The 24,808-nt window shown below is 72.0% G+C and carries 20 protein-coding genes and 1 pseudogene; 19 read left to right on the top strand and 2 right to left on the bottom strand.

Annotation, left to right across the window (positions count from 1 at the left end; translation table 11 throughout):
- Window positions 1–32: 32 nt before the first annotated feature.
- From ACQPWW_RS14915 to ACQPWW_RS14900, 4 genes are read left to right on the top strand one after another with little or no spacing between them, the layout of a single operon-like run.
- On the top strand, window positions 33–1,136 hold the full coding sequence (locus tag ACQPWW_RS14915; RefSeq protein WP_433133100.1) for an endonuclease domain-containing protein: 1,104 nt from the start codon (window positions 33–35) through the stop codon (window positions 1,134–1,136).
- Window positions 1,133–1,822 (top strand): hypothetical protein, encoded by a 690-nt coding sequence (locus tag ACQPWW_RS14910; RefSeq protein WP_433133098.1) that lies wholly within the window; start codon window positions 1,133–1,135, stop codon window positions 1,820–1,822. Before ACQPWW_RS14915 ends, ACQPWW_RS14910 begins: the two co-directional genes overlap by 4 nt.
- Complete coding sequence (locus tag ACQPWW_RS14905; protein ID WP_433133096.1) at window positions 1,819–5,145, top strand: ATP-binding protein; 3,327 nt, start codon at window positions 1,819–1,821, stop codon at window positions 5,143–5,145. Before ACQPWW_RS14910 ends, ACQPWW_RS14905 begins: the two co-directional genes overlap by 4 nt.
- Before the next feature lie 9 nt (window positions 5,146–5,154).
- Complete coding sequence (locus ACQPWW_RS14900; protein WP_433133094.1) at window positions 5,155–5,487, top strand: putative quinol monooxygenase; 333 nt, start codon at window positions 5,155–5,157, stop codon at window positions 5,485–5,487.
- Between the two features lie 91 nt (window positions 5,488–5,578).
- Here the strand turns inward: ACQPWW_RS14900 and pdxY are convergent, their stop codons facing one another.
- Window positions 5,579–6,430, bottom strand: coding sequence for a pyridoxal kinase PdxY (gene pdxY / locus ACQPWW_RS14895; RefSeq protein ID WP_433133092.1), 852 nt, complete (start codon window positions 6,428–6,430; stop codon window positions 5,579–5,581).
- A gap of 131 nt (window positions 6,431–6,561) precedes the next feature.
- Window positions 6,562–7,356: a S1 family peptidase gene (locus ACQPWW_RS14890; protein ID WP_433133090.1), complete on the bottom strand. Its 795-nt coding sequence runs from the start codon at window positions 7,354–7,356 to the stop codon at window positions 6,562–6,564.
- A gap of 344 nt (window positions 7,357–7,700) precedes the next feature.
- Here ACQPWW_RS14890 and ACQPWW_RS14885 point away from each other — a divergent pair, with 344 nt between their 5' ends.
- The 15 genes and pseudogenes from ACQPWW_RS14885 (at window position 7,701) to ACQPWW_RS14815 (ending at window position 24,808) form a co-directional block, all read left to right on the top strand.
- The gene (locus tag ACQPWW_RS14885) at window positions 7,701–10,055 is read left to right on the top strand and encodes an AbfB domain-containing protein (RefSeq protein ID WP_433133088.1); all 2,355 of its coding nucleotides are present in this window, start codon (window positions 7,701–7,703) and stop codon (window positions 10,053–10,055) included.
- A 497-nt stretch (window positions 10,056–10,552) separates the two neighbouring features.
- The gene (locus ACQPWW_RS14880) at window positions 10,553–11,845 is read left to right on the top strand and encodes a cytochrome P450 (protein WP_433133086.1); all 1,293 of its coding nucleotides are present in this window, start codon (window positions 10,553–10,555) and stop codon (window positions 11,843–11,845) included.
- Window positions 11,846–12,091: 246 nt separating this feature from the next.
- On the top strand, window positions 12,092–12,574 hold the full coding sequence (locus ACQPWW_RS14875) for a helix-turn-helix transcriptional regulator (protein WP_433133084.1): 483 nt from the start codon (window positions 12,092–12,094) through the stop codon (window positions 12,572–12,574).
- Window positions 12,575–12,827: 253 nt separating this feature from the next.
- Entirely contained in the window at window positions 12,828–15,218 is a 2,391-nt protein-coding gene (locus tag ACQPWW_RS14870) for a sensor histidine kinase (protein WP_433133082.1), read from the top strand.
- A 16-nt stretch (window positions 15,219–15,234) separates the two neighbouring features.
- Complete coding sequence (locus ACQPWW_RS14865; protein WP_203174378.1) at window positions 15,235–15,639, top strand: roadblock/LC7 domain-containing protein; 405 nt, start codon at window positions 15,235–15,237, stop codon at window positions 15,637–15,639.
- A 49-nt stretch (window positions 15,640–15,688) separates the two neighbouring features.
- A complete protein-coding gene (locus tag ACQPWW_RS14860; protein ID WP_433133079.1) occupies window positions 15,689–16,882 on the top strand; it encodes an ABC transporter substrate-binding protein in 1,194 nt (397 codons plus the stop codon).
- Window positions 16,879–17,775: an ABC transporter permease subunit gene (locus ACQPWW_RS14855; protein ID WP_433133077.1), complete on the top strand. Its 897-nt coding sequence runs from the start codon at window positions 16,879–16,881 to the stop codon at window positions 17,773–17,775. The genes ACQPWW_RS14860 and ACQPWW_RS14855 overlap by 4 nt, the downstream gene beginning before the upstream one ends.
- Window positions 17,772–18,791, top strand: a complete 1,020-nt coding sequence (locus tag ACQPWW_RS14850) for a branched-chain amino acid ABC transporter permease (RefSeq protein WP_433133075.1) — start codon at window positions 17,772–17,774, stop codon at window positions 18,789–18,791. Before ACQPWW_RS14855 ends, ACQPWW_RS14850 begins: the two co-directional genes overlap by 4 nt.
- Entirely contained in the window at window positions 18,788–19,531 is a 744-nt protein-coding gene (locus tag ACQPWW_RS14845; RefSeq protein WP_433133073.1) for an ABC transporter ATP-binding protein, read from the top strand. The genes ACQPWW_RS14850 and ACQPWW_RS14845 overlap by 4 nt, the downstream gene beginning before the upstream one ends.
- Window positions 19,531–20,301 carry an ABC transporter ATP-binding protein gene (locus ACQPWW_RS14840; RefSeq protein WP_433133071.1) on the top strand — a complete coding sequence of 257 codons (771 nt, stop codon included), beginning with the start codon at window positions 19,531–19,533 and terminating at the stop codon, window positions 20,299–20,301. The genes ACQPWW_RS14845 and ACQPWW_RS14840 overlap by 1 nt, the downstream gene beginning before the upstream one ends.
- Before the next feature lie 30 nt (window positions 20,302–20,331).
- Window positions 20,332–21,135, top strand: coding sequence for a methyltransferase domain-containing protein (locus ACQPWW_RS14835; protein ID WP_433133069.1), 804 nt, complete (start codon window positions 20,332–20,334; stop codon window positions 21,133–21,135).
- Between the two features lie 271 nt (window positions 21,136–21,406).
- Window positions 21,407–22,246 (top strand): helix-turn-helix domain-containing protein, encoded by an 840-nt coding sequence (locus ACQPWW_RS14830; protein WP_433133067.1) that lies wholly within the window; start codon window positions 21,407–21,409, stop codon window positions 22,244–22,246.
- Window positions 22,247–22,311: 65 nt separating this feature from the next.
- Window positions 22,312–22,902: a dihydrofolate reductase family protein gene (locus ACQPWW_RS14825; RefSeq protein WP_433133065.1), complete on the top strand. Its 591-nt coding sequence runs from the start codon at window positions 22,312–22,314 to the stop codon at window positions 22,900–22,902.
- Between the two features lie 200 nt (window positions 22,903–23,102).
- A pseudogene (locus ACQPWW_RS14820) lies at window positions 23,103–23,984 on the top strand (ATP-binding cassette domain-containing protein); the annotation flags it as partial.
- On the top strand, window positions 23,981–24,808 hold the full coding sequence (locus ACQPWW_RS14815) for an ABC transporter permease (protein WP_433133063.1): 828 nt from the start codon (window positions 23,981–23,983) through the stop codon (window positions 24,806–24,808). The pseudogene ACQPWW_RS14820 and the gene ACQPWW_RS14815, both read left to right, overlap by 4 nt.

The following is a 24,808-nucleotide window of genomic DNA, read 5'->3' as shown; positions in this document are numbered from 1 at the left end:
GATCGGGCTCCCCCGTGTCGTAGGGTGCCGGCATGGCGCACCCCGTCCGGGCCGACGGCGAGGCCAACGGGGCCTGGTGGGCCGCCCCTCCCACGCGGCGGGTGAGTCACCTGCCGGCCGTCGACCCCGAGGTGCTGCGGGTGGCGCTCGACCCGTTGCCGCCCGCGGCGCCGGCGGTCGTGCACTACCGGCCCACAGTGGTGGGTCCGCTCGGCGACCTCGTGGACGACCTCCTCGACCAGGTCGACACCGCGGCGCTCACGATGTTCCCCCGGTGGCTGGCCGGCGCGGACCGTCTCGAGCGCGAGGGCACGCTCGGCGTGGCGGCGGTACGCGCCCTCGCGGCCCGTGCCGCGGCCCGATCCGCGCACTTCGGCCCGTTCCTCGCGGACCTCGCCGAGCGTGGGCTGCGCGGTCCGCGCCAGCCCGCCGGCCGGTCCCGCTTCGCCCCGGGGGTACGCGCCGCCGGGCTCGCCCGGGTGCTCGCCGACGCCTACGACCGGGAGGGCTGCGTCCTCGTCATCGCCCTGCCCGACCTGGGCGCGGACGCCGAGCGGACCCTGGTGGCCGCCGCCGAGTGGCTCGTGCGGCACGGCGACTTCACCGTGTGGTTGGCCGGCGGGCCGCTGCGCCACGCCGACCGGGTGCGGTCGGTGCCGATGCTGGTGCCGGTGCGGTTCGCCGAGCTGGTCAGCTCGACCGACCGACCTCCGGCCACGTCCACACCGCCGGGCCCGACGGTGTTGGCCTGGCCGCCGATCGCCGGAGTGCCGCGCGGTGACAGCGCGGCCGAGCAGGCACTGGAACGCGCGCTCGCACCGCACGACTGGGCGCGGGGCCGGCGGTGGAACCACACCTACGAGTGGCACCTGCTGGGCGCGTCCTACCGACTGGATCTCTTTTGGCCCGCCGAGGGTCTTGCGGTCGAGGTGGACGGCCCGGAGCATCGTGGGCGAATCGCTTTCGCCAACGATCGGCGGAGGGACGTGCAGCTGCAACTCGTCGGGCTGGACGTGCTCCGCTTCACCAACGAGCAGGTGCTCACCGACGTGCCGGCGGTGGTCGACGGGATCCGTCGGCTGCTGACCCGGCGGCGCGCGGACGGCACGCACACCGACGGAGATGAGAGATCATGACCAGCCCGGCGGACGTCCCGCACCTGACGCCGAACCAGATAAACGCCCTCGTGGTGCTGATGGTCGAGGCGCGCCGAGTCAGCAACGTCGAGCTGAAGGAGCTTGCCGGTTTCACGCTGACCGGCCAGGACAACAGGAAGCTCGTCGACCTGGGTCTGGTGGAGACCGATCGGACGCACCGGCCGTTCGCCCACGAACTGACCGACGAGGGCTGGCGGGTGGTCCGTCACCTGCACACCTCCACCCCACCCAGGCAGGGTGGCTCCACGACCCGGTCGCTGTTCGTCGTCCTGTCCAACCTGCACCGTTCGCTGGACCGGCTCCGCATCAGCCACGGTGACTTCTTCACGCAGACCGACGCCACCGCCCCGCCGGCCAGCGTGCCACGGCAGGACACACCCGCCACGGTGACCGCGACCGCGGCGGAGGTGGAGGCGCTGGTTCGGGCGGCGTACCGGGAGCTGGCCGCGGCACCGGGCGCCTGGGTCGGCCTCGCCGACGTCCGGGACCGGCTCGCCGACACCGACCGGGCGTCCCTGGACGCGACGTTGCGGGCGATGGTCGGCCGGGAGGACGTCCGCATCATCCCGGTGGCGAACACCAAGTCGCTGACCACACGGGACCGCGCCGCGGCCGTCCGCATCGGGAACGAGGACAACCACGCCCTGGCGATCGGCGCGGCATGATCTCCGACGACCAGCGGGCCGCGCTGGAGGCGGTGAGTCTCAACCCGGCGGTCACCCCGGACGACGTCTGGCGACCCAGCCCGCACAACGTGCCGGAGCTGCACGAGCAGGTGGTCGCGGAGATCCTGCGCGGGGTGGCGCGGGCCCGCACCGACGACACGAGCATGCCGCTCGGCGTGGCCATGCAGGGCCGCGCGGGCGCCGGGAAGACGCACCTGCTCGGCGCGGTACGCGAACGGATCCAGCGCGACGGCGGTTACTTCTTCCTCGTCGACATGGTCAGCGGCAAGACGTTCTGGGAGAGCGTCGCCCTGGCCCTGGTGGAGGGCATGGGCCGCGCCCACGTCGGCTGGGGCACCCAGCTGAAGACCTTCCTGCGCCGACTCACCACGCAGATCGGCCTGCCGGTGGAGGTCCGCGACGCGGTCGCCGGCACCCGACCGGTGACCCGTGCGCAGCTCGACGCCTTCGTCTGGGCGCTGCGCGCCCGGGACCGGGAGGTCGGACGGGACGCCCAGGACACCGCGCGGGCGCTCGTCCTGCACGGTGCCATCGACTTCGAGGCACAGGACGTCGGGTACGCCCACCTGATCTCCGAACCGGGTGACCCGGCCGCGCGGGAGGCGTGGGGGTTGAGCGGCGCCGTCCGCACCCCGCAGCAGGTCGTGCAGGACATCTCCCGGCTGATGGCCCTGGCCCTGGACCCCACGGTGATCGCCGTGGACCAGCTCGACACGCTGTTCGCCCAGACCAGCACCTCACTGCTCAACCAGCATCAGGGGTTGGAGGACGGCCAGGCCAAGGTGCTCGGTCCGATCGCCGACGGCCTGCTGAAGCTGCGCGACATCACCCGCCGCACGCTGGTCGTCGTCTCGTGTCTGCCGGACACCTGGGTGCTGATGACGCGTACCGTGCCCACTCCGGTCGGTGACCGGTTCCGGGCGGCGACCCTGCCGGACCGGATCCCCACAGCGGAGATCGGGCACGCCATCGTGGCGAAGCGCCTCGCCGCCGCGTACGCGGGTCCGTACTTCACACCTCCCCACCCCACCTGGCCGATCGCCCCGGCTGCCTTCGCCGACGCACCCACCCTGACGCCACGCGCCCTGCTGCGCCGGGTGGACCGCCATGTGGCCTGGTGCCGGGACCGCGACGAGGTGGTCGAGCTGGACCGACTCATCGACGGCACCGACTCGACGCCGACGGCCGGCGCGGCGCGCGGCGCGACGGCGGACCCGACGACCGTCGAACGCCGCCTGCGCGAGCTGGACGAACGGTTCGCCGAACTGGTCGAGGCCGCGGACGTGTCGGCCGCCGTCGATCCGGCGGGCGAGGACGAGCACATGCCACCGCTGCTCGCCGCCGGCCTGGCCGCCTGGATCGCCGAGCAGGCGCCGACCGGCGCCACCTACAAGTACGATCCGCCGCCCGGCCGCAAGCCGGCGCTGCACGGGCGGCTGATCGAGGTGCTCGACGAGGCCACCGAGAACGAGGCGCACTGGTGCTTCCGGGCCGTCGCTCATCCCAACGCCCTGGCCGTGACCGCCCGGGTCAAGGCCGCGTGCACGCTGGCCGGACTGGATCGGGACCTCCCCCAGCGGCGGCTGGTCCTGCTGCGCAACGGCCCGTGGCCGACCGGCAAGCGGACCACCGAGGTGTTGAGCGGTTTCGATGCGGCCGGCGGCCTCCGGCGCGCGGTGCCGGAGGCGGATTTGCGGGTCTTCGCGGCCCTGCGGGTGCTGGCGGCCGAGCCGTCCACTGCCTTGCAGGAGTGGCTGGTGGCCCGTCGTCCGGCCAGCGGCACCGAGCTGTTCCGGGCGGTCCTGCCTGGGCCCGAGCGACCCCGCGACGGCGTGCCGCCGACGGCTCCCGACGACGGGGTTCCACCGCCGGGCGACGCCAGGCCTCCGCCGGACAACGCCGCGCCCTCGTCGGACGACGCCGAGGCGCCCTCTGGTGACGCCGAGGCGCCCTCGGGTGGTGTCGAGGCCGACCGGGCCGGCGCGCCGGTCGCCACCGTGAGCGGCGGGCCGTCGACCGGCTCGGTCTCCGTGGCCGTGCCCGCTGACCCGGTCGGCCTCGGGGCCGGCGGCCGGACCATCGGGCTGGGGCGGACCGCCGACGGTGGCCACCCGTTCACGGTGCCCCTGGAGTCGTTGCGTCGGCACGCCGTCGTGTTCGCCGGGTCCGGGTCGGGCAAGACGGTGCTCATCCGTCGACTGGTCGAGGAGTGCGCCCGCGAGGGCGTCTCCGCGATCGTGCTCGACCCCAACAACGACCTTGCCCGGCTCGGTGACGCGTGGCCCGCACCGCCGAGCGGCTGGGGTCCCGGCGACGCCGAACGAGCCACCGACTACCTCACCCACACCGAGGTGGTGGTGTGGACGCCGCGGGTCACCGCGGGGCGGCCGCTGAGCTTCCAGCCGTTGCCCGACTTCACCTCACTGCGGGACTGGCCCGACGAGTTCGACCAGGCGGTCCGCTCCGCCGTGGAGGCGCTCGCCCCACGGGCCGGTGTCGACCGGACGAGCCGACTCGCCCAGCAGGGCAAGGCCGTCCTCACCGAGGCCCTCCAGGCGTACGCGCGGAGCGGGATGGTGGGGCTGCACGGCTTCACCGAATTCCTCACCGAGTTGCCCGAGGGGGTCAGCCGGCTGGCCCGCGCCGGGAAGCTCGCCGAGGAGTTGGCCGAGGCGCTCAAGGCGGCGATGGTCACCGATCCGCTCTTCGGAGGTGTCGGTGCGCCGGCCGACCCGGGGCTGCTGCTGACGCCGTCGCCGGGGCGGCGGGCCCGGGTGTCGGTGATCAGCTTCGTCGGTCTCACCTCCGACCAGGAGCGACAGAGCTTCGTCAACCAGTTGCAGATGGCGCTCTTCGCCTGGATCAAACGGCACCCGGCCGGTGACCGACCGCTGGGTGGGCTGTTCGTGATGGATGAGGCGCAGACGCTCGCACCGTCGACAGGCACCACGGCCTGCACCGCCAGCTCGATCGCGCTCGCCGCGCAGGCCCGCAAGTACGGGCTCGGGTTGGTCTTCGCCACCCAGGCGCCGAAGGGTCTGCACAACCAGATCTCCGGCAACGCGACGACACAGTTCTTCGGACTGCTCAACGCGCCCGCGCAGATCGACGCGGCCCGGCAACTCGCCGAGGCCAAGGGTGGGCGACTTCCGGACATCGGCCTGCTCAACAGCGGCGAGTTCTACGCCGCCGGGGAGGGTTTCTCGTTCGTCAAGGTCCGTACCCCGTTGTGCCTGACCCACCACCCGAAGGCGCCGCTGACTCCCGAGGAGGTCGTCGCCCGTGCCCGCCCGGCTGAGTAGCCTTGGGCCATGATCTTCATTACCGCCAAGTTCCGGGTCCTGGCCGAGCACGCCGACCGGTGGCCGCAGATCGCCGCCGAGTTCACCGAGGCGACCCGGGCCGAGCCGGGCTGTCTGTGGTTCGACTGGTCCCGCAGCGTGGCCGACCCGACCGAGTACGTGCTTGTCGAGGCGTTCCGCGACGACCAGGCCGGCGCCGCCCACGTGCAGTCCGCCCACTTCCGCGCGGCGCAGGAGACCCTGCCGCCGCACCTGGCCGAGACGCCGCGCATCGTGAATGCCACGGTGCCCCAGTCGGACTGGTCGCTCCTGGGCGAGATGGCCGTCCCGGAGAGCCGCTGACCGTCGCTGGCGGGCGAGCCGCCGGCGGGCGCTGATCCGCCCACCGGCAGGCGCTGATCCGCCGGCCGGCGCGGGGTCTCTCGACCGGCCGTCAGCGGAGCCGACGGGCGGTGAACCGGGTCGGCGGATCGGCGATCACGTTCTGTGCGGCGATGAGCTGGATCTCCCGGGTGCCCGCCGCGAGGGTCGCCTCAAGGACGGCGAAGACGGAGCCGATGGTGCGTTCCAGCGCGGCCGCTGGTGAACCGGTAGTGCACAGGTGCGCGAGGTACAACGCAGCGGTGACGTCGCCGCCGCCGTTCGGGTTGATCGGCAGCAGCGGGGTGGTCACCGCCCAGGCCCCCTCGTCCGAGACGGCAACCACCTCCAGCGAGCCCGGCGGCAGGTCACGGTGCAGCACGCTGGTCACCAGGACGTGGCGCGGCCCGGTCGCGCGCACCACGTCGACCGCGTCGAGCACCTCCGCCAGTGAGTTCGTCGCGCGGCCGGCGAGGAAGTCCAGCTCGAACTGGTTCGGGGTGATGATGTCCGCGCGCGGCACGACGGTGTCGCGCAGGTACTCCGGGATGCCCGGCCGGACGAACATCCCCCGTCCGACGTCGCCCATCACCGGGTCGCAGCAGTACACCGCTGTCGGGTTCGCCGCCTTGACCTTCTCCACCGCGTCCAGGATCACCGCGCCCACGGCCGGGTCGCCCTGGTAGCCGGAGAGCACCGCGTCGGCGCTGCCCAGGACTCCACGGTCCGCGATGCCCGCGATCACCTCGGCCACGTCCGCCGCCGGCAGCATGGGCCCACGCCACGCGCCGTACCCGGTGTGGTTGGAGAAGTGGACCGTCACGACCGGCCAGACCTCGTGCCCGAGCCGTTGCAGGGGAAAGGCGGCCGCCGAGTTGCCGACGTGACCGTAGGCGACCGACGACTGGATGGACAGGATCTTCACCGGCCCATCATCGCCGTCGCGGCCGGTGCCGCACGCACGGCCCGCCGAATCTGTCGGGTGGCCCACTCGCCGGTGACGGCACGACGGGCGGCCCGGACATCGTCGTCCGGGCCGCCCGAGCGGTCGTACGGTCAGCCGCCGAGGCTCGCCGCGGCGGAGGCGATCGACGAGGCGAAGTAGCTCACCTGGGTGTAGACGCCCGGGTAGTTGGGCCGGGCGCAGCCGTTGCCCCAGCTGACGATGCCGACCTGGATCCACGCGTTGCTGGCGTCGCGGCGGAACATCGGGCCGCCCGAGTCGCCCTGGCAGGTGTCCGTGCCGCCGCTGGCGTAGCCGGCGCAGATCTCCTGGGCGGGGATGAGCTCGCCGCCGTAGTTGGCGTTGCAGGTCGAGTCGCTGACGAAGGGAACGGTTGCCTTGAGCAGGTACCGCTGCTGCCCGCCGCCCTCACGCGCGGCGCCCCAGCCGGCGATGGTGAAGGTGCCGCTGTCGTAGGCGGTCGTGCTGGCGATCGGCAGCGTGCTCAGCTCGGTGACCGGGGTGGCCAGCCGGATCAGCGCCCAGTCGCGGCCGGCGCCGTTGTAGCCGGGAGCACGGTAGACGTAGTTGGACCGGACGGTGATCCGGCTGGAGGACTGGAGGTCGACCGTCCCGAGCGTCGCGGTGATGCTGCTGTTGGTGCCGGTCGAGCCCACGCAGTGTGCCGCGGTGAGCACCAGCCGGGGGCTGTACAGCGCCCCGCCGCAACCCATCGAGAGCCGCACCATGAACGGGAATTCACCCTGGGCGGCGGGGGTGCCACCGACGACGTTCGGCGTCATGGGGTTGTCGGCCGCCGCGGCCGGCGCGGTGAGAGTGAGGCTGGCCGCGGTCACCGCGGCCAACGCGGTGGCCAACAGGCCAGTGAGGGTACGCCAGCGAACCATGCATTCCTCCGCATCAGGATGGCACGCCTCGTGAGCGCACCCCATTCGAGATAGCGGTCATCATATTGAGAGGTATGGATCTAGCGGGCCATCCTCTCTGGGTCGTACCACCGGGGCTATGGATCTCGCGTTGGCGCAGAAGCGTTGACGGCGGGACCACCGCGGCTCTATAACGTTGTAGAGGTAATGACGAATGTCGATGCGCCTGTCGGCGGCGGCGCGTGGAGATCCCACCGGCATCCGTCAATGACGCCCGTCCCTCGTCAGTGACCACCCGATGCCCACCACCCACGCGCTTCGGGCCTGGCTGCACCGCCCGCGGCGACTCGCCCCCCGGAGACGGCATGACTCGTCAGGTCCCCATCCGCCCCGCCCTGCCGCTGCTGCTCATCCTCGCCCTCGTCGTCGGCGTTCTCGCCGCGCCGACCCGGCCGGCGCACGCCGCACCGGCCAAGACGCCGCCGCTGACCACCCCCTGGACCAGCCAGGCCCTGGCCGGCACCCCACTGCCCGAGTATCCGCGCCCCCAGATGACCCGCCCGGACTGGCTCAACCTCAACGGCGAGTGGCAGCTACGCCAGTCGGCCACCGACGACGCCCCGCAGTTCGGCACCAACCTGCCCGAGCGGGTCAACGTGCCCTTTCCGGTGGAGAGCGCCCTCTCCGGCATCCAGCGGGCCGCCAACGACAACCGCAACTACCTGTTCTACCGGCGCACCGTGACCATCCCGGCGAACTGGTCGGGCCGGCGGACCCTGCTGCACTTCGGCGCCGTCGACTGGCAGAGCACCGTCTGGGTCAACGGCGTCCGGGTCGGCGCGCACACCGGCGGCTACGACGCCTTCACCTTCGACGTGACGCCCCAGCTCACCGCCGGCACGAACGAGATCGTCGTGAAGGTCTGGGACCCCACCGACACCCGACAGAACGGCAGCCTGCCGGCCATCGGCAAGCAGACGAAGCAGCCCAGCGGGATCTTCTACACCCCCAGCTCCGGCATCTGGCAGACGGTGTGGATGGAGCCGGTGCCCACCGCCTCCATCGCCGGCGTGGACGTCCACCCCAACCTGAGCGCCAACACCCTGCGGGTCCGGGTCCTCACCAGGGGCGACGTGAGCGGGCACAGCGTGCTCGCCGAGGCGCTGAACGGGAGCACGGTGGTCGGATCGGCAACCGGCGGCTTCACCGAGTTCAGCGTCCCGGTGCCGAACGCCCGCCGCTGGTCACCCGACGACCCGTTCCTCTACAACCTCCGGGTGACCCTGCGCGCCGCCGCCGGCACCACCGTGGACCGGACCACGCACTACTTCGGCATGCGGGAGATCACCACCGGCCTGGTCAACGGGGTGCTGCGCCCCAAGCTCAACGGCCAGTTCGTGTTCCAGGTCGGCACCCTCGACCAGGGCTTCTGGCCGGACGGGCTCTACACCGCCCCGACCGACGCCGCCCTCGCCTTCGACCTGCAGAAGCACAAGGATCTCGGCTTCAACATGGTGCGCAAGCACATCAAGGTCGAACCGCAGCGCTGGTTCTACCACGCGGACCGCCTCGGCCTGCTCGTCTGGCAGGACATCCCGTCGCTGACCGCGCAGGACATCGACCCCACCGACGCCCAGCAGGCGCAGTTCGAGACCGAGGCACGCGAGATCGTCGACGAGCACCGCAGTTCGCCCGCCGTGATCGCGTACACGCCCTACAACGAGGGCTGGGGCGAGCGATCCCTCGCCGACACCCGGCGGGTCGCGCAGACCATCAAGAACCAGGACCCGACCCGCCTGGTCAACCCGCACAGCGGCCACAACTGCTGCCAGTCCCTCGGCAACCCCGGCAACGGCGACATCGACGACTGGCACGTCTACCTCGGGCCGGACTCCCCCGTGCCGTCGAGCACCCGGATTGCCGTGCTCGGTGAGTTCGGCGGTCTGGGCCTGCACACCCCGGGCCACGAGTACAGCCCGAGCGGCAGCTTCTTCGCCTATGAGTGGCAGAGCAGCTCGAGCGCGCTCACGGACCGCTACCTGGGCTTGGTGCAGGGCAGCCAGAACCTGATGCTCGGCAAGGGGCTCAGCGCCTCGATCTACACCGAGATCACCGACCTGGAGGGCGAGCTGAACGGTTTCCTCACCTACGACCGGCAGGTCGTCAAGATGGACCAGGCGCGGGTTCGCGCCGCCAACACCGCCCTGATCAACGCCTCGAAGACCATCGGCAGTTCGGCGCCGGTCGCGCTGCCGGTCAACACCCGACGGTCATTGCAGGTGACAACGCCCGGCTTCACCAACCGCTACCTGCGCCACCGGGACAGCCTGGCCTACACCGACGTGGTCGACGCCGCGAGCCCCAGCCTGCTCAAGGCCGACGCCACGTACACGATCCGGGCCGGACTGGCCGATGCCGGCTGCTACTCGTTCGAATCGGTCAACTTTCCCGGGCAGTACCTGCGTCACCAGAACTCCCGGGTCCGCAACTCACCGGACGACGGCTCGGTCCTCCTGCGGGCCGACGCCACCTGGTGCGCGCGGGTCGGACTGACCGGAACGGGTGTGTCGCTCGAGTCCTACAACTTCCGGGGCAGGTATCTGCGGCACTACAACTCGGAGATCTGGCTCAGCAACGGCGCCGGTGGCGACGCGTACAACACACCGACGTTGTGGACCGCGGACAGCACCTGGGCCATCGCCGCCCCGTGGGCGCCCTGACCCCATCGGCGGCGACCCCGTCGCGGTAGGAAGACGTCGCGGGAGGTTCCGGCCCGGCCGGAAGCCTCCCGCGACGCCTGGACCGCCGCCCGGGTACGGGCCGGCAGCCCGACCCGGGCGCGTCACCTGCCGTCCGGGAGATCGTTTCTCCGGTCATGAGGCAGACCGGCGGATCGGTTCACCATCGGTCCTGGTCGGTTGTCGGCGGCAGCCGTCCCCGATCGTCCCGTTGTGGCCGAGCCCGGAGCGGCCTGCCAACCGGCAGTGATCGGCGGCAAGCGCCGATCCGCAACTTGCATCCAGCCGGACTCAACCGTCCAATGCGACATGCAATTAGGCCCGGCAATAAATAGATGCCGGCCAATCTTGACTTGCGCAGCCGCTCAGCGCACCGTAAAGAGCCAGAGGCAGATGAGCGCCATTATCGGCCCGACTGGAGTGGATCGCCGAATGGAGGCGCTGCCGGTTTTCGCGCCGCGTTCACCAGGAGGGGTTCCATGCGGTTGAATCCGTTCGCCGGAGTTTATCTCACCGATCCGGCAAGCACGTGGCGACGAATTCTCGACGACCCCGGCGGGGTGCACCACGCCGAGGATCTGGACCTGTGGTTGATCAGCGGGCACGCCGACGTCCGGCGTGCCCTCGCCGACGCCACGACGTTCGCCAACGCGCTCACCCTCGCCCCGGTCTACCAGGTGTGCCCCGAGGCGATGAGCGTGCTCATGCGGCTCGACGCGCCACCCACCACCGCCGCCGCGGACCCACCGGTGCATCCCCGTACCCGCCGGGCCCTGCGGGCGACCTTCGCGAACACCGCCGAGCGGGTCGAGGCCGAGTACGGCGCGATCGTCCGGCGGCGGGTCGACCAGCTCGTCTCCCGGCTCGCCGCCCGCCAGGGCGAACGGGTCGACCTGATCCCGGAGTTCGCCACCGAGCTGCCCCTGCTCGTGGTCCTGGACATCCTCGGGGTGCCGGACGTCGACATCGCGCGGATCCGCAGGTGGGCGGACGGTCAGATCGCTCTCGTCTGGGGGCAACCGGACCCGGCCGAGCAGGTACGCCTGGCGCAGGGCCTGTTGGACTTCTGGCACTACTGCGAGGATCTGGTCCGCCAGCGGGTGGCCGGTGGGCACCAGGGCGACGACTTCATCGGCCGTGCCCTGGCCTACCGGGACGACGACGACGCGGTGCTGACCGTGCCCGAGGTGGCGAGCCTCGCGTTCAACCTCCTGGTCGCCGGCCACGAGACCACCGCCGGCCTGCTCGCGCACGCCCTCGACCAGGCGCTGTCCACTCCCCGGCACTGGTCGGACCTCGCCGCCGACCGGGGGGCTGTCCCCGCGTTCGTGGCCGAGACCCTGCGGTTCGCGCCCGCCATCGACGGCTGGCTGCGGGTGACCAGCCGAGACGTCACGGTGGGCACGGTGACGATTCCCGCGGGGGCACGCTGCCTGCTGCTGATCGGAGCGGCGAACCGCGACCCCGCGGTTTTCACCCACCCGGACCAGTTTGATCCAGCGCGGGCGGACGCGGGCAATCACCTCTCGTTCGGCCACGGCCCGCATTTCTGTATCGGCGCGGGATTGGCCCGACTGGAGGCCGAGATCGCCATCACCAGACTCACCGAAGCCATTCCCGGCCTCCGCCTGGCAACTGCGCAACAACGCTCCTACAAGGCCAACGTCGCGTTCCGCGCCCACCACACGCTGCTCGCGGTAATCGATAGCCTGGCACCCGCCGACGTTCCGGCGACGCGCGGTGCGGCGGCCACCGAGACAGCCGCCGCCTGACCGTGAACGTACGCCAGCAGGCTCACCTATGGACGGACCGAGTGCGGGCCGGGCGGCGCTGCCCCCGCACCGGCACAGCTCGACCCCGGCACGCACCTTTCCGCTTTTCCCGACGATCCATGCCGGTGAACGTCTTCACACCCATCGCGTCCTGGGTTAAGAATTGCCCTCTATGAATGTTCAGCTCATCGGCGAATCTCGATCTGGCGTCCGCTGCTGATTCCCCGTAGCCACGAAGGTGAGCGCATGGAGCACACGTCCCCGTCGAGTTCTGCTCCCTCTGCGGCCAGTGAACGGTTCCGCTGGGAACTGCGCCACTGCCGGGTTCGACGGGGCCTGACCCAACGGGCCCTGGCGGATCTGGTGCGGTTCAGCCGGGAGACGGTGGCGGCGGTCGAGTCGGGTCGCCGGTTCGGCAGTCACGAGTTCGCGCTGCGCTGCGACGACGTACTCGGCACCGGCGGCCGACTGGCGGCGCTGTGGCCACAGGTGGCGGCCGAGCAGTTGGCGGCCGACGGCCGCCGTGGGCCGCGCGCCCCGGAACCGGCGCGGCGGGATCAGCCGGTGCCGCGCCAGCGCGCTCGGCGCGACGCGCGCGACCCGGGCGCCGTTGTGGACGCGATCGACGAGCTGCGTGAACTGATCGGTCAGGTGCTCAACGGCCCACCCGTCCCGGACGACGCGGAGCGGCCACCCTCCCGGGTCGACCCCCTCGACGACCAGCGCTGACCGCACCGATCCGGATCGGTCTCGCGGTGTCACCGGCCGCTGACGTTGGGTACAGATGCTGGTACGGGCAGTTTGTACCACGGCCAGGTCTGGCCTACGAGCGCGGCTTCCGGCCGAATGGGACTTGCATTCGGCAACGTGCGGATAGACCGTCATCGACGAGTCGTGGGAGTCAATCTTGGCGTCGAGCACCCGGTCCCACGCGGCCAGACCCTACCCGACCCGCCGCCGCGGCTGGAAGATAGCCGGGCGGATGCGCCTCATCGTCGCGGCACCACTCGTCGCCGTGATCGGCTTCGCCGGTCTCGCGCTGACCGAGAGCGCACGCCAGACCGTGCGGGCCGGCGACCTGCAGATCCTGGCACAGGTCGGCGCGGAGGCCGGCAACCTGGCCTACCGGCTGCAACGCGAACGCATCGCCGCCGCCGACCTGCTCACCTACCCCACGCCGGAGCAGCAGGACACCTTCGGCGTGGAACTGACCGCCACCGACGACGCCGTCGCGCGCTATCGCGCACAGCGGGACCGGCTGTCCACCGATGCCGACACCAACCGCCCGCTCCTGCGCCGCATCGACACGGCCCTGGACAGCCTCGCCCCGCTGCGCACCCAGGTACGCACGGCGGCGCACGCCTCGGTGTCGGCGATGACCTTCAGCTACCGGATCGCCATCGCCGACCTGATCAGCTTCCGGGAGAACGTCTCGCACGGCGTCGTCAACGCCACACTCGCCGACGGGATCCGCGCCTCGGCGGCCCTGTCGAAGACGGCCGAGGCGATCGGTCAACAGCAGGTTGCCGTGCTGCGCGCGGTCGCGGGCGGCGAACTCACCCCCGCCATGCAACAGGACATCACCGCGGCCCGGACCAGCTACACCGAGTCGAGCCTGGCGTTCCTGGCCCTGGCCCCGTCCGAGTGGAGCGTCTGGTGGGAGCAGGCCGGCACCGGCAAGGAGGCGCTCACCCTGCAACGGATGCAGGACGAGGTGTCGCGGGCCCAGCCGGGGTCCCGCCTGCAACTGGAGACCGCCGCCTGGGTGTCCACCACCCAGGCGCGTGCCGCCCGCCTGGCCGACCTGCGCGCACGGGTCGACGCCGCGGTCGGCGACGACGTCCGGGCCGCGCACGCCGACCAGCGCCGCCGGGCCGTGGCCGAGGCGGTCGGCGTCCTGCTGGCACTGCTCCTCACCGCGCTGGTGACCTGGGCCGTCGCCCGGCAGATCACCCGGCGGCTGCGTCGCCTGCGGGACGCGGCAAACGCCGTGGCGTTCGAACAGCTCCCCGCCGTCGTGGCGCAGCTCCAGCAGCCGGGCAGTGCCGCCGTCGACCCGCAGAAACTGGCCCACCAACAGGCCTCGGCCGCCCTCGAACCGTCGAGCGACGACGAGATCGGCGAGCTGGGCCAGGCGTTCAGCGCGGTGCACCAGGCCGCCGTGCAGACCGCCGCCGAGCAGGCCGTCATGCGCGCCAACACCGCCGACATCTTCATCCACCTGAGCCGCCGCGAACAGCGACTCGTCGACGCCGTGCTGGCCCAGGTCGATCTCGTCGAACGGGACGAGACCGATCCCGACCGGCTCCACCAGCTGTACACGTTGGACAACCTGGCGACCCGGATGGGACGGATCAACGCCAGCCTGCTCGTGCTCGGCGGCGTCGGTGTCGGTCGCGTACGCCAGCGCGACGTCCCGCTGCAACAGGTGCTCCAGGCCGCGCTGTCCCAGATCGAGCACTACGCGCGGATCCGGCTCGGCATGGTCGACGGGGACGTCGCCGTGGCGGCGAAGACCGTCGACGAGGTCGTGCACCTGCTCGCCGAACTCATGGACAACGCCACGACGTACTCGCCGCCGGGCAGCGAGACCTGGGTGAGCGGTCGCAGCCTGGGTGACCGCGTCATCGTCCAGATCAGCGACGAGGGCATGGGGTTGTCCGCACAGCGGATGCAGCAGCTCAACGAACTCCTGGCCCGCCCGCCGGCCATCGACGTGGCAGCCGTACGGGCGATGGGTCTGGTCGTCGTGGGTCAGCTCGCGGCCCGGCTCGGCGCGACCGTCCAACTGCGACGCGGACCCCGGCGCGGCACCCTCGCCGAGGCGACACTGCCCGCGGCGATCATCCGGTCGCTGCCACCGGAGGAGTACCTGCTCGCGCCCGGCCGCCTCTCCCGGCGGGCGGCGCGGACGGCCAGCCCGCCGCCGCCGTACCAGCCGCGTCCCGAGCCCACCGCCGGACGCCCTCGGGCGGAGCGGACCCTGCCGGCGGCGCCGGTGTTCCGACCGACTCCCGCGCCCCCGGACCGGGGTGACGCGCCCACCGAGGAGTTGCTCATCTTCGAACAGGTCAACCACTGGTTCCAGACGGATGCCGCCGACGGCAACGACAACCGGGAGTGGTCCAGCCCCGCCGACGACGCCTGGCAGACCGCCGCCCAGGCGCACACCCCCGACGTCGCCGCCACCACCACGTCCGGCCTGCCGAAGCGCGAGCCGCAACGGCATCTCGTGCCCGGCGGCGTGAGCGTGCCGCAGCAGCAACAGCGGTCCGAGTACCGCGACCCGGCCCAGGTGGCGACGGCGATGGCCGCGTACGCGCGGGGTGTGGCGAACCGGAGGCGCACCCCGATCAACCTCGGCAACAAATGACGCGACAGGAGAGCACGTGAGCGACCAACAGGACCTCGGCTGGCTGCTGGACAGCTTCGCCGCGCGGGCGACCGAGGTCAGCCATGCGATCGCCATCTCCAGCGACGGCCTGATGGTCGCCGCCACCCGTGACCTGCCCCCGGACCGGGCCGACCAGTTGGCCGCGACGGGCAGCGGACTGGTCAGCCTGCTGCGCGGGGCGGCGGCCTTCTTCGACGCCGGCGCGGTGATCTCCAACGTCACGCAGCTCGAGGGCGGGTTCATGTTCTCGATGGCCTTCAACGACGGCGCCTCGCTGCTGGTGCTCGCCGCACCGGAGTGCGACGTGGGCAAGGTCTCCTACGAGATGACCGAGCTGGCCAACCGCATCGGGGACGCTCTCACCCCCGCGGCCCGCGCGGCACTCGCCCGCAGCCGCTGACCACCCCGGCGCCCCCACGCCGGAGACCCTCTTCCCCTGGAGTTCAGACATGCCTCACATCACCCCTCGGCGTAGCCATGCCCTGACCGCCGCACTGCTTGCGGTCGTTCTCACGGCCAGCACGGCCTGCGGCGACGACGCGCCGGGCACGAGCGCCGGCGGCTCGATAAAGATCGGCCTGCTCGCGTCGCTGTCCGGGACGTACCAGGCGGTCGGCACGGAGATCCGCGACGGTTTCCAGCTCTACCTGGACACCCACGACGGCAAACTCGGCGGTCGAAAGGTCGACCTCGTCGTCGCCGACGAGGGCAACGGCGCCCAGACCGCGGTCCCGGCGGCGACCAAACTGCTCAAGCAGGACCGGGTGTCCGCGCTCACCGGCATCGTCGGTGGCGGCTCGGTCGCCGGGGTCACGCCCCTGCTCGACGAGACCAAGGTGCCGCTCGTCGGGTCCAACGGGCGACCGGAGCTCAAGGACGTCTCCCGGGTCTGGCACACCTCGTACCTCTCCGACGAGCCCGGGGCGGCGATCGCCCAACACGTCCGCGACAACGTGCAGGGCTCGGTGTACGCGATCGGCCCGGACTACCAGGGTGGCTGGGACGAGCTGCGGGGCTTCACCGACGCGTTCGGGAAGATCGGCGGGAAACTCGCGAACACCGACGGCAAGACCACCTTCACCCCGTTCCCGACCACCACCAACTTCACCCCGTACTTCGCCCGCATCAAGGCCTCCGGCGCGGCGGCGGTCTACACCTTCTACGCCGGCAGCGCCGCCGTCGACTTCGTCAAGCAGTACGCGCAGTCCGAGATCAAGGACGTCCCCCTGTACGCGGCCGGGTTCCTCACCGAGGGCGGCGTGCTCAACGCCCAGGGCGAGGCGGCCCGGGACATCTTCTCGGTGCTCAACTACTCGCCCGACCTGGACAACGCGGAGAACCGCGCCTTCGTGGCGGCGTGGAAGGCCAAGCACGACGGGTCGCCGACGACCTACGCGCTCGCGTCGTACGACGCGGCGGCCGTGCTGGACCGGGCAATCGGCGCCGCCGGGAGCAACCCGACTCCGGAGGCCATCAACACGGCCATCGGCCAGCTCGGCCAGATCGCCAGCCCGCGCGGCACCTGGCAGTTCTCCACCACCACGCACTCCCCGGTGCAGAAGTGGTACCTGCGGCAGGTCCGCCAGGACGGCCGGGCGCTGTCCAACACCGTCGTGGGTGACCTCGCGACCGTCGGCCGGTGACCGAGGTGGCGGCCGGCCTGAACCGGATCGACCCGTACCTGATCCCGGCACTGGACGGGGTCGCCTACGGGCTGCTCGTCTTCGTCGCCGCGTCGGGTCTGGTCTTCTGCTTCGGCGTCGCCAACATCCTCAACCTGGCGCACGGCCTGCTCTACGCGATCGGCGGGTACGCCGCCGCGGCGGTGCTCGACGGTGGCTGGGCCAGCCTGGCGTTGGCGCTTGTCGTCGGTGTGCTGGCCGCCGCCGCCGCGGGTGTGCTCCTGGCCGGCCTGCTCACGCCGGTCGCCACCGGCAACCACCTGGGTCAGGCGCTGTTGACGTTCGGGGTGGCGCTGGCCGGCGGCAGCCTGCTCGTCGCCGGCTTCGGCGCCGACGATCCGCAGGTCCGGGTGCCCGCCGCCCTGGAGGGGTCGGTGGTGGTCGCCGGGCACCGTTACGCCGCGTACCGGTTGGTCTTCATCGTCGTCGCGGCGGTGCTCGCCGCCGCGCTCTACCTGGTGGTGCGGCGCACCAGGGCCGGGATGCTGGTCCGGGCGGCCGTCGACGACCCGGAGATGGTCGCCTGCCTGGGCGTGAGTCCCGCGCGGATCCGCGCCGGCGTGCTCGCCGCCGCCGGCGCGCTGGCCGGCGCGGCCGGGGTCCTGGGCGCGCCCATCATCGGCCCCGGCACGGACACCGCCGACACCGTCCTGTTGCTGTCCCTGGTGGTCGTCGTCCTCGGCGGTCTCGGGTCGATGGGGGGCACCCTGCTGGCGGCGCTCGCGATCGGCGAGATCCAGACGCTGGGAGTGGCGCTGCTGCCGTCCGCCGCGCCGTTCCTGCTGTTCGCCGCCATGGCGGCGGTGCTGGCAGTGCGGGCCCAGGGCCTGGCCGGCAGGTGGAGGGCGGCATGAGGGGCGAGGTGATTCGGCGGGCGCGCGGCGCCGTCGCGGCGCTCGTCCTGGCCGGCCTGGTCGTGGCGCCCTGGGTGGTCGACGACTACACCACGGCGATCCTCGCCCGCACGTTGGCGCTGGCCCTGGTCGGGGTGAGCGTGGCCCTGCTCACCGGTGTCGCCGGGATGCCCACCCTCGGCCAGACCGCGCCGTACGCGGCGGGCGCCTACGCCTGCGCCGTGGTCGGCGGCCGGATCTCCGACGTCGGCGTCGTGCACCTCGCCGTCGCGGCGGCCGCCGGTGCGGTGCTGGCGGCGCTCACCGTGCCCCTCGTCGTGCACGCCCGGGGAGTGATCGTCCTGATGATCACGCTGGCCATCGGTGAGCTCGTCGTCACCGTCCTCGGCCGGTGGCGGTCGGTGACCGGTGGCACTGACGGGTTGGCCGGCATTCCCGCGGTCCGCCCGTTCTGGGGGCTCCCGCCGCTCGCCAGCGACCAGGCGCGTTACCTGTACGCCCTGGTCGTCGTGGCCACGCTGGTCGGCGCGGTGCTGGTGCTGCTGCGTACCCGGGCCGGGCTGCTGCTGCGCGCCGGCCGGGACGACGAGACGCGGCTGCGGGCCAGCGGTCACCGGGTGCCGCTCTACGTCGCCGGGGCGCACGTCGCCGCCGGTGCGATCGCCGGTGCGGCCGGCTCGCTCCTGGTGGTCGCCCAGCAGTACATCTCCCCCGCCGACTTCGGCTTCGACACGTCCGCGTTGCTGCTGCTCGGTGTCGTCATCGGTGGCACCGCCTCGGTCGGTGGCGCCCTGGTGGGCGCGGCGCTTGTCATCGCCGTCCGGGACTGGTTGTTCGGGGTGCTGCCCGGCCACGCGCCGTTGGTGCTGGGGGTGCTGTTCGTGGCGACGGTCTACCTGCTGCCCGAAGGAGTCAACCGGGCCCGGGGCAGGTTACGCCCGCCGCGTGCCGCGGCGGACCAGTCGGACCCGCCACCCGCCCGGGACCGGGCGACGATCCCGGAGCTACGCCGATGACCTACCTGCTCAGCGCCGAGGACGTCAGCGTGCGGTACGGGTCGCTCGCCGCGCTGGACGGCGTGGACCTGTCCGTTCACGACGGTCAGCGGCACGCGCTGATCGGCCCGAACGGCGCCGGCAAGACGACACTGCTCAACGTGATCGGCGGGTCCACGAGACCGCGGCGCGGCACTGTGCGCTTCGCTGGACAGGACGTCGGTCGGCTCGGACCGGCGGCGCGGGCCCGACGGGGTATCAACCGCATCCACCAACGACCCGCGGTCTTCGCGACGCTGACCGCGACGGAGAACGTCGTGGTGGCCGCGCTGCCGCGGGTCATTCCTCAGCGCAGCTGGTGGCCGGGCGCACGCCGACGCGGCGCGCACCGCCGGGCGGGCCCGCTGCTGGACCAGATGGGCCTCACCGACGTCGCGGCGGTGCCCGCCGGGCACCTCGCACACGGGCAACGACGCCAGTTGGAGATCGCGATGGCCCTTGCCGGTCGCCCCCGCCTGCTGCTCCTCGACGAACCGGCGGCCGGGTTGTCCGCCGTCGAGGTCGGCCGGCTCGTCGAGCTGCTCCAGGCGCTGCCCCGGGCGGTCGCCGTCTTGCTCGTCGAGCACCGACTCGACCTGGTGTACGCCCTCTCCGACACTGTGACAGTGCTGCGCGACGGTCGGACGTTGGCCGCCGGGACGCCGGACGAGATCCGTTCCTCGCCGCTGGTGCGGCAGGCCTACGCCGATGGGGTGGCCTGATGTTGTCGGTGGATCGGCTCTGCGCCGGCTACGGCGGAGGGATCGTGCTGCACGAGGTCAGCCTGCGGGTACGTCCGGGCAGCATCCAGGCCGTGGTGGGCCGCAACGGGGCGGGCAAGAGCACTCTCGTGCACACGATCGCCGGGCTGGTGCGAGCCTCCAGCGGTCGCATCGAGATCGGCGGTGTGCACGTGGCCGGCCGGCAACCACACCGCATCGCCCAGTCCGGCGTCGGTCTCGTCCCACAGGGCCGACGGGTGTTCTCCCGGCTGACCGTGGCCGAGCACCTGCACCTGGCGGCCGCGCCGTGGCGGGCCGCCGCCCCCGGCGGCGAGGGCTGGACGGTGGCCCGCACCCTCGAACTGCTGCCGCGGTTGGCGGCGCGACTGCGACACCGCGGCTGCGAACTCTCCGGCGGCGAGCAGCAGATGCTGGCGATAGCCCGTGCGCTCCTCGGCCAGCCACGGGTGCTGCTGCTCGACGAGCCATGTGAGGGCCTCTCGCCCGATCTGGCGGCGCGGGTCCGTGAACTCGTCAACGGTCTCGCCGCCGACGGCCTGACCGTGCTGCTCGTGGAGCAGCAACTTCAGCACGCGATCGAGATCGCGGACCGGGTGGCGGTGCTGGAGTACGGCCGGGTGGTCTACGACCGGCCGACGGCCGAGGCCCGCGTCGATCCGGCCCCACTCGCGGCGATGTTGAGCATCGCCGCCGCCCCGCCGCCCCCACCCAACCAAGCGGCCCCTCGGCTCTGGGCCGACACCCCGTAGTCACCCGACCCCGCGGAAAGGTAGACACCGATGACAACCGCTACGAGCGATGGCGCGTACACGTTCGACAACGGCGCACCCGACGCCGTTGCCCAGATGCACGCGCTGGAGTCCTTCCTGGATCCGATCACGACGCGTCGCCTGGCCCGCCCGGTGCTGCGACCGGGCGCGACCTGCTGGGAGGTCGGGGCGGGTGGCGGCTCGATGGCCCGGCGGATCGCCCGCGCGACCGGCGACGAGGGCCACGTGCTGGCCACCGACATCGACCCCACGCACCTGAGCCCGGAGGGCAACCTGCACGTACGCCGGCACGACGTGCGTACCGAACCGCCACCCGGCGACGCGTTCGACCTGATCCACGCCCGGCTGGTGCTGCTGCACCTTCCCGATCGACGGCGGGTCCTGCGGACGCTCACCGGCGCACTGGCTCCCGGCGGGTGGCTGGTGGTCGAGGAGTTCGACTGCACCGCGCCGCAGCGGGTGCTGACCGCGCCATCCGATGACGCCGCGAAGCTCTTCGCGCAGGTCATGGACGCCATGATGGGTGTCCTGGAGGACCACGGCGCCGACCTGGGGTGGGCGCAGGACGTGCACACCGAGATGGCCCTCGCCGGCCTCACCGAACTGGACACGATCACCCACTCGCAGAGCTGGGCCGGCGGTTCGAGCGGAACGTCGCTCTACGAGACGAACTCCCGCCAGTTGGAGCCGGACCTGCTCGCCGCGGGGCTGTCACCCCAGCAACTGAACGCCTTCCGGCGGCTGGTCCGCGACCCCGGATTCGCCGTCATGTCGTACCACTTCGTCTCCACGCGGGGCCGTCTGCCGAGCTGACCGCAGCCGGATCACCGCGCGGAGAGCGGTCGCGCCGTCCGTACCGCTCCTGCCGCAGCACGCCCCCCGCTGCGTCCCGGACAGCTCTACGACGGCGTCGACCGCACCGGCCGGGCTCCCCGCGAGGGAGCCCGGCCGGTCTGCGCCTGCGGTGGCACCCCGCAACGGCGCGGGCGCTGCGGACCGCACCTGCGCCGGCTCACCGAACAGCGAGCGTCGACGGAGGCGTGGCTGGACCATGTCGGCGCGCGACGCCGGCGATACTGTGGGCGTGGAGTACGTGTCCAGAGTGCCGCGACCGCCGCTGGACGGGCTGATCGACGACCTCTACTACCTGGAGGGCGCGTCGCCGTACCCCCTGCTGACGCTGCCGCCCGCGCCGTCGGCGCTGCTCATCGTCAACCTCGCGGCGCCGTTCCGCGTCCGCGGCGGCTCCGACGTCGAGACGTCCGAGTACGCCGACGGCTGCGTGGTCACCACGCCCACCCGCGCGTGGGAGTTCGGCTACCCACTCCGGACCCGGTCCGTCGGCGTGCACTTCAAGCCGTGGGGGCTGGCACCGTTCCTGCCGATGCCCGCTGCCGAGCTGTGTGACCGGCCGGTGACGGTGGAGCAGGTGTGGGGCCGATCCGCCACCGCCGAGCTGCGAGACCGGCTGGCCTCGGCGGACGGACCGCACGAGATGCTGACGCTGCTCGAGGAGGAGCTGATGCGACGGCTCGGCGACGCGGCCGGCCTGGCACTGGTCCGCCACACGAGCCGCGTCATCGCGGCGACAGCTGGCGCCGTGGCCATCGACGACCTGAGGGTTTCCGCAGGTGTCAGCAGCACTCACCTGGCTCGGCGATTCAAGGAGCTCGTCGGCGTCACGCCCAAGCGGCTGGCCCGCACCCACCGCTTCACCGCCGCCGTGTTCGCGATCAACCCCGCTGAACCGGTCGACTGGGCCGACCTCGCCAGTAGCGCCGGCTACTTCGACCAGGCCCACTTCGGTCACGAGTTCCGGGCATTCACCGGGCTCACGCCGACCCGGTACGTCGAAGTCCGGCGGCGGTTCCTGCGCGAGAATCCCGGCCACGCTCTGGACGGCTGGCCACTGCCGGCCGGTTGATTCCTTACAAGAGCGACAGCCCACGAAGCCCTAGCCTGAGGGCGTCCCCCAGCAGAGGAGCGCCCATGGGCACGGTGGTCATGTACGGCTCGGTGTCGGTAGACGGTTTCATCGCGGACGACAACGACCAGCCCGGACCGCTGTTCGACTGGTTGCTCAGCGGTGACGTGCCGTTGGACGAGAGTGGCGTGTTGAAGGTGTCGCAGACGTCCTACGACCACACCCGGTCGTACTGGGACCAGATCGGAGCGACCATCGCCGGCCGCCATGTCTTCGACATGACGGACGGCTGGGACGGGAAGCCTCCGGGCGGGGTCGACCACGTCGTCGTCGTGACCCACCGGGGCAGGCCCGAGGGCTGGGACCCGGAGGCGCCGTTTCACTTCGTCGACGGCGTCGAGGCAGCCGTGGCCCGGGCGCAGGAACTCGCGGGCGACCGCATCGTCGAGGTCGCCGCCGGCGACGTCGGTGGCCAGGCGCTCGCCGCGGGCCTTGTCGACGAGGTACGCATGGACGTCGTGCCTGTCGTGTTCGGGTCCGGCAAGCGCTACTTCGGGTCGGTCCACGCGCAGCACCTGTTGGAGGATCCGGACGTGGTGATTCAGGGCAACCGGGTACTTCACCTGCGCTGTCGGGTGCGCCGTTCACCGATCTGAGCGGGCGACCAGCTGCCGCCGACCCACCGGACAGCCCTGGTGTCAGCCGGTGTCGGTGGCGTGTCGGGGCGGTGTCAGCGGGCCCGCGCAGACTGTGGCGCATGACAAGTGACCTGGTGATCGAGGCCGAGGGCCTCGTGAAGACATTCGGGAAGACGAGGGCGCTGCAGGGCGTGGACCTCGCCGTGCCCCGCGGGACGGTGCTCGGGGTGCTCGGCCCCAACGGCGCCGGCAAGACCACCGCCGTACGTATCCTCTCCACCCTGCTGGCTCCGGACGGCGGAACCGCCCGGATCGGCGGTTTCGACGTGGTTCGGGACGCCGAGCGCGTTCGGCAGAGCATCGGCCTCACCGGCCAGTACGCCTCGGTCGACGAGGATCTGACCGGGCGGCAGAACCTTGAGTTGTTCGGCACCCTGCTGGAGTTGGGGCGCACCGGCGCCCGGAAGCGGGCCGCCGAGCTGCTCGAGTGGTTCGACCTGACCGACGCCGCGAACCGGCCGGCCAAGACGTACTCCGGCGGCATGCGGCGACGGCTGGACCTGGCCGCCAGCCTCGTCGGCTCCCCCGACGTGATCTTCCTGGACGAGCCGACGACCGGCCTCGACCCGGCCAAGCGCGAGGACATGTGGGACGTGGTCCGCTCGCTTGTCGGCAACGGCTCGACGGTGCTGCTCACCACGCAGTACCTGGAGGAGGCCGACGCGCTCGCCGACGCGATCACGGTGATCGACCACGGCCGGGTCATCGCGCACGACACCCCCGAAGGGCTCAAGCGGGTCGTCGGCGGGCAGACCCTGGAGGTCCGCCCGGCCGACGTGGCGCAACTGCCCCGGACCGCCGCGATCCTGACCCAGGTCGGCTCCGGCGCGCAGGCCGACGAGATCCGCAAGGGCGTGCTCGCGGTACCGGTCACCGACGACACGGCCCTGACCGAGAGCGTGGCGCGGTTCGCCTCCGCCGGCATCGCGGTCACCGAACTCTCCCTGCACCTGCCGAGCCTCGACGAGGTGTTCTTCACCCTTACCGGGCGTACGGCGTCCGAAGACGACACCACCCGCCCCACGGAGGTCGCGGCATGAGCACCCTGATCGACGCACCACCCACCAGGAACCGGGCACTCTCGACGACCAGCCCGAACCCGCGACCGTTCCGGTTGGTCCGGCACTCGTTGGCGCTCGCCAAGCGCAGCCTCATCAAGACCTGGCGGACGCCCGAGGCGCTCATCGACGTCACCCTGCAGCCGGTGCTGTTCCTCATCATCTTCGTGTACGTCTTCGGCGGCGCGGTCGCCGGATCAACCCACGACTACCTGCAGTTCCTGCTGCCCGGCATCCTGGCGCAGACCATCGCCACCGGTGCCATCGCGATCGGCGTCAACCTGAACACCGACATCGCCAAGGGCATCTTCGACAGGTTCCGGTCGTTGCCGATCCCCCGCTCCGCACCTCTGGTCGGCGCGGTGCTCGGCGACGTCGTCCGGTACGTGATCGTCACGGTGTCTACCCTCGCGATCGGCTACGTGATGGGCTTCCGGATCGAGACCGACCCGTTCCGGGCGATCGCCGGGTGTCTGCTCGCTGTGTTGTTCGCGCTCTGCCTGAGCTGGTTGCCGGTGCTCGTGTCGATGAAGGTGCGTACCGCCGGTGCCGTGCAGGGGGTGATGTTCGCGCTGATCATGCCGCTGAGCTTCGCGTCCAACGTGTTCGTCGGCGCCGACACCCTGCCTGGCTGGATGCAGGCGTTCGTGGACGTCAACCCGATGACCCACCTGGTGGCGTCGATGCGCGGCCTGTTCCTCGGCACCCCGCTCGGCTCCCACGTGTGGTGGACGCTGGCCTGGTGCGCCGGCTTCGTGGTGCTGTTCATGCCGCTGGCGCTGCGCGCGTACCGCAAGAAGATCTGA

The organism is Micromonospora sp. CA-240977, assembly GCF_050942285.1.
Lineage (GTDB): Bacteria > Actinomycetota > Actinomycetes > Mycobacteriales > Micromonosporaceae > Micromonospora.
The sequence above is the reverse complement of the archived record's forward strand: the minus strand, read 5'-3'. Positions and strand labels throughout refer to the sequence as shown.

Excerpts from the sequence above, each read along its gene's own strand:
- ACQPWW_RS14915 (WP_433133100.1), top strand. The coding sequence starts at position 33 with ATGGCGCACCCCGTCCGGGCCGACGGCGAGGCCAACGGGGCCTGGTGG.
- ACQPWW_RS14910 (WP_433133098.1), top strand. The coding sequence starts at position 1,133 with ATGACCAGCCCGGCGGACGTCCCGCACCTGACGCCGAACCAGATAAAC.
- ACQPWW_RS14905 (WP_433133096.1), top strand. The coding sequence starts at position 1,819 with ATGATCTCCGACGACCAGCGGGCCGCGCTGGAGGCGGTGAGTCTCAAC.
- ACQPWW_RS14900 (WP_433133094.1), top strand. The coding sequence starts at position 5,155 with ATGATCTTCATTACCGCCAAGTTCCGGGTCCTGGCCGAGCACGCCGAC.
- ACQPWW_RS14890 (WP_433133090.1), bottom strand. The coding sequence starts at position 7,356 with ATGGTTCGCTGGCGTACCCTCACTGGCCTGTTGGCCACCGCGTTGGCC.
- ACQPWW_RS14885 (WP_433133088.1), top strand. The coding sequence starts at position 7,701 with ATGACTCGTCAGGTCCCCATCCGCCCCGCCCTGCCGCTGCTGCTCATC.
- ACQPWW_RS14880 (WP_433133086.1), top strand. The coding sequence starts at position 10,553 with ATGCGGTTGAATCCGTTCGCCGGAGTTTATCTCACCGATCCGGCAAGC.
- ACQPWW_RS14875 (WP_433133084.1), top strand. The coding sequence starts at position 12,092 with ATGGAGCACACGTCCCCGTCGAGTTCTGCTCCCTCTGCGGCCAGTGAA.
- ACQPWW_RS14870 (WP_433133082.1), top strand. The coding sequence starts at position 12,828 with ATGCGCCTCATCGTCGCGGCACCACTCGTCGCCGTGATCGGCTTCGCC.
- ACQPWW_RS14860 (WP_433133079.1), top strand. The coding sequence starts at position 15,689 with ATGCCTCACATCACCCCTCGGCGTAGCCATGCCCTGACCGCCGCACTG.
- ACQPWW_RS14850 (WP_433133075.1), top strand. The coding sequence starts at position 17,772 with ATGAGGGGCGAGGTGATTCGGCGGGCGCGCGGCGCCGTCGCGGCGCTC.
- ACQPWW_RS14845 (WP_433133073.1), top strand. The coding sequence starts at position 18,788 with ATGACCTACCTGCTCAGCGCCGAGGACGTCAGCGTGCGGTACGGGTCG.
- ACQPWW_RS14840 (WP_433133071.1), top strand. The coding sequence starts at position 19,531 with ATGTTGTCGGTGGATCGGCTCTGCGCCGGCTACGGCGGAGGGATCGTG.
- ACQPWW_RS14835 (WP_433133069.1), top strand. The coding sequence starts at position 20,332 with ATGACAACCGCTACGAGCGATGGCGCGTACACGTTCGACAACGGCGCA.
- ACQPWW_RS14825 (WP_433133065.1), top strand. The coding sequence starts at position 22,312 with ATGGGCACGGTGGTCATGTACGGCTCGGTGTCGGTAGACGGTTTCATC.
- ACQPWW_RS14815 (WP_433133063.1), top strand. The coding sequence starts at position 23,981 with ATGAGCACCCTGATCGACGCACCACCCACCAGGAACCGGGCACTCTCG.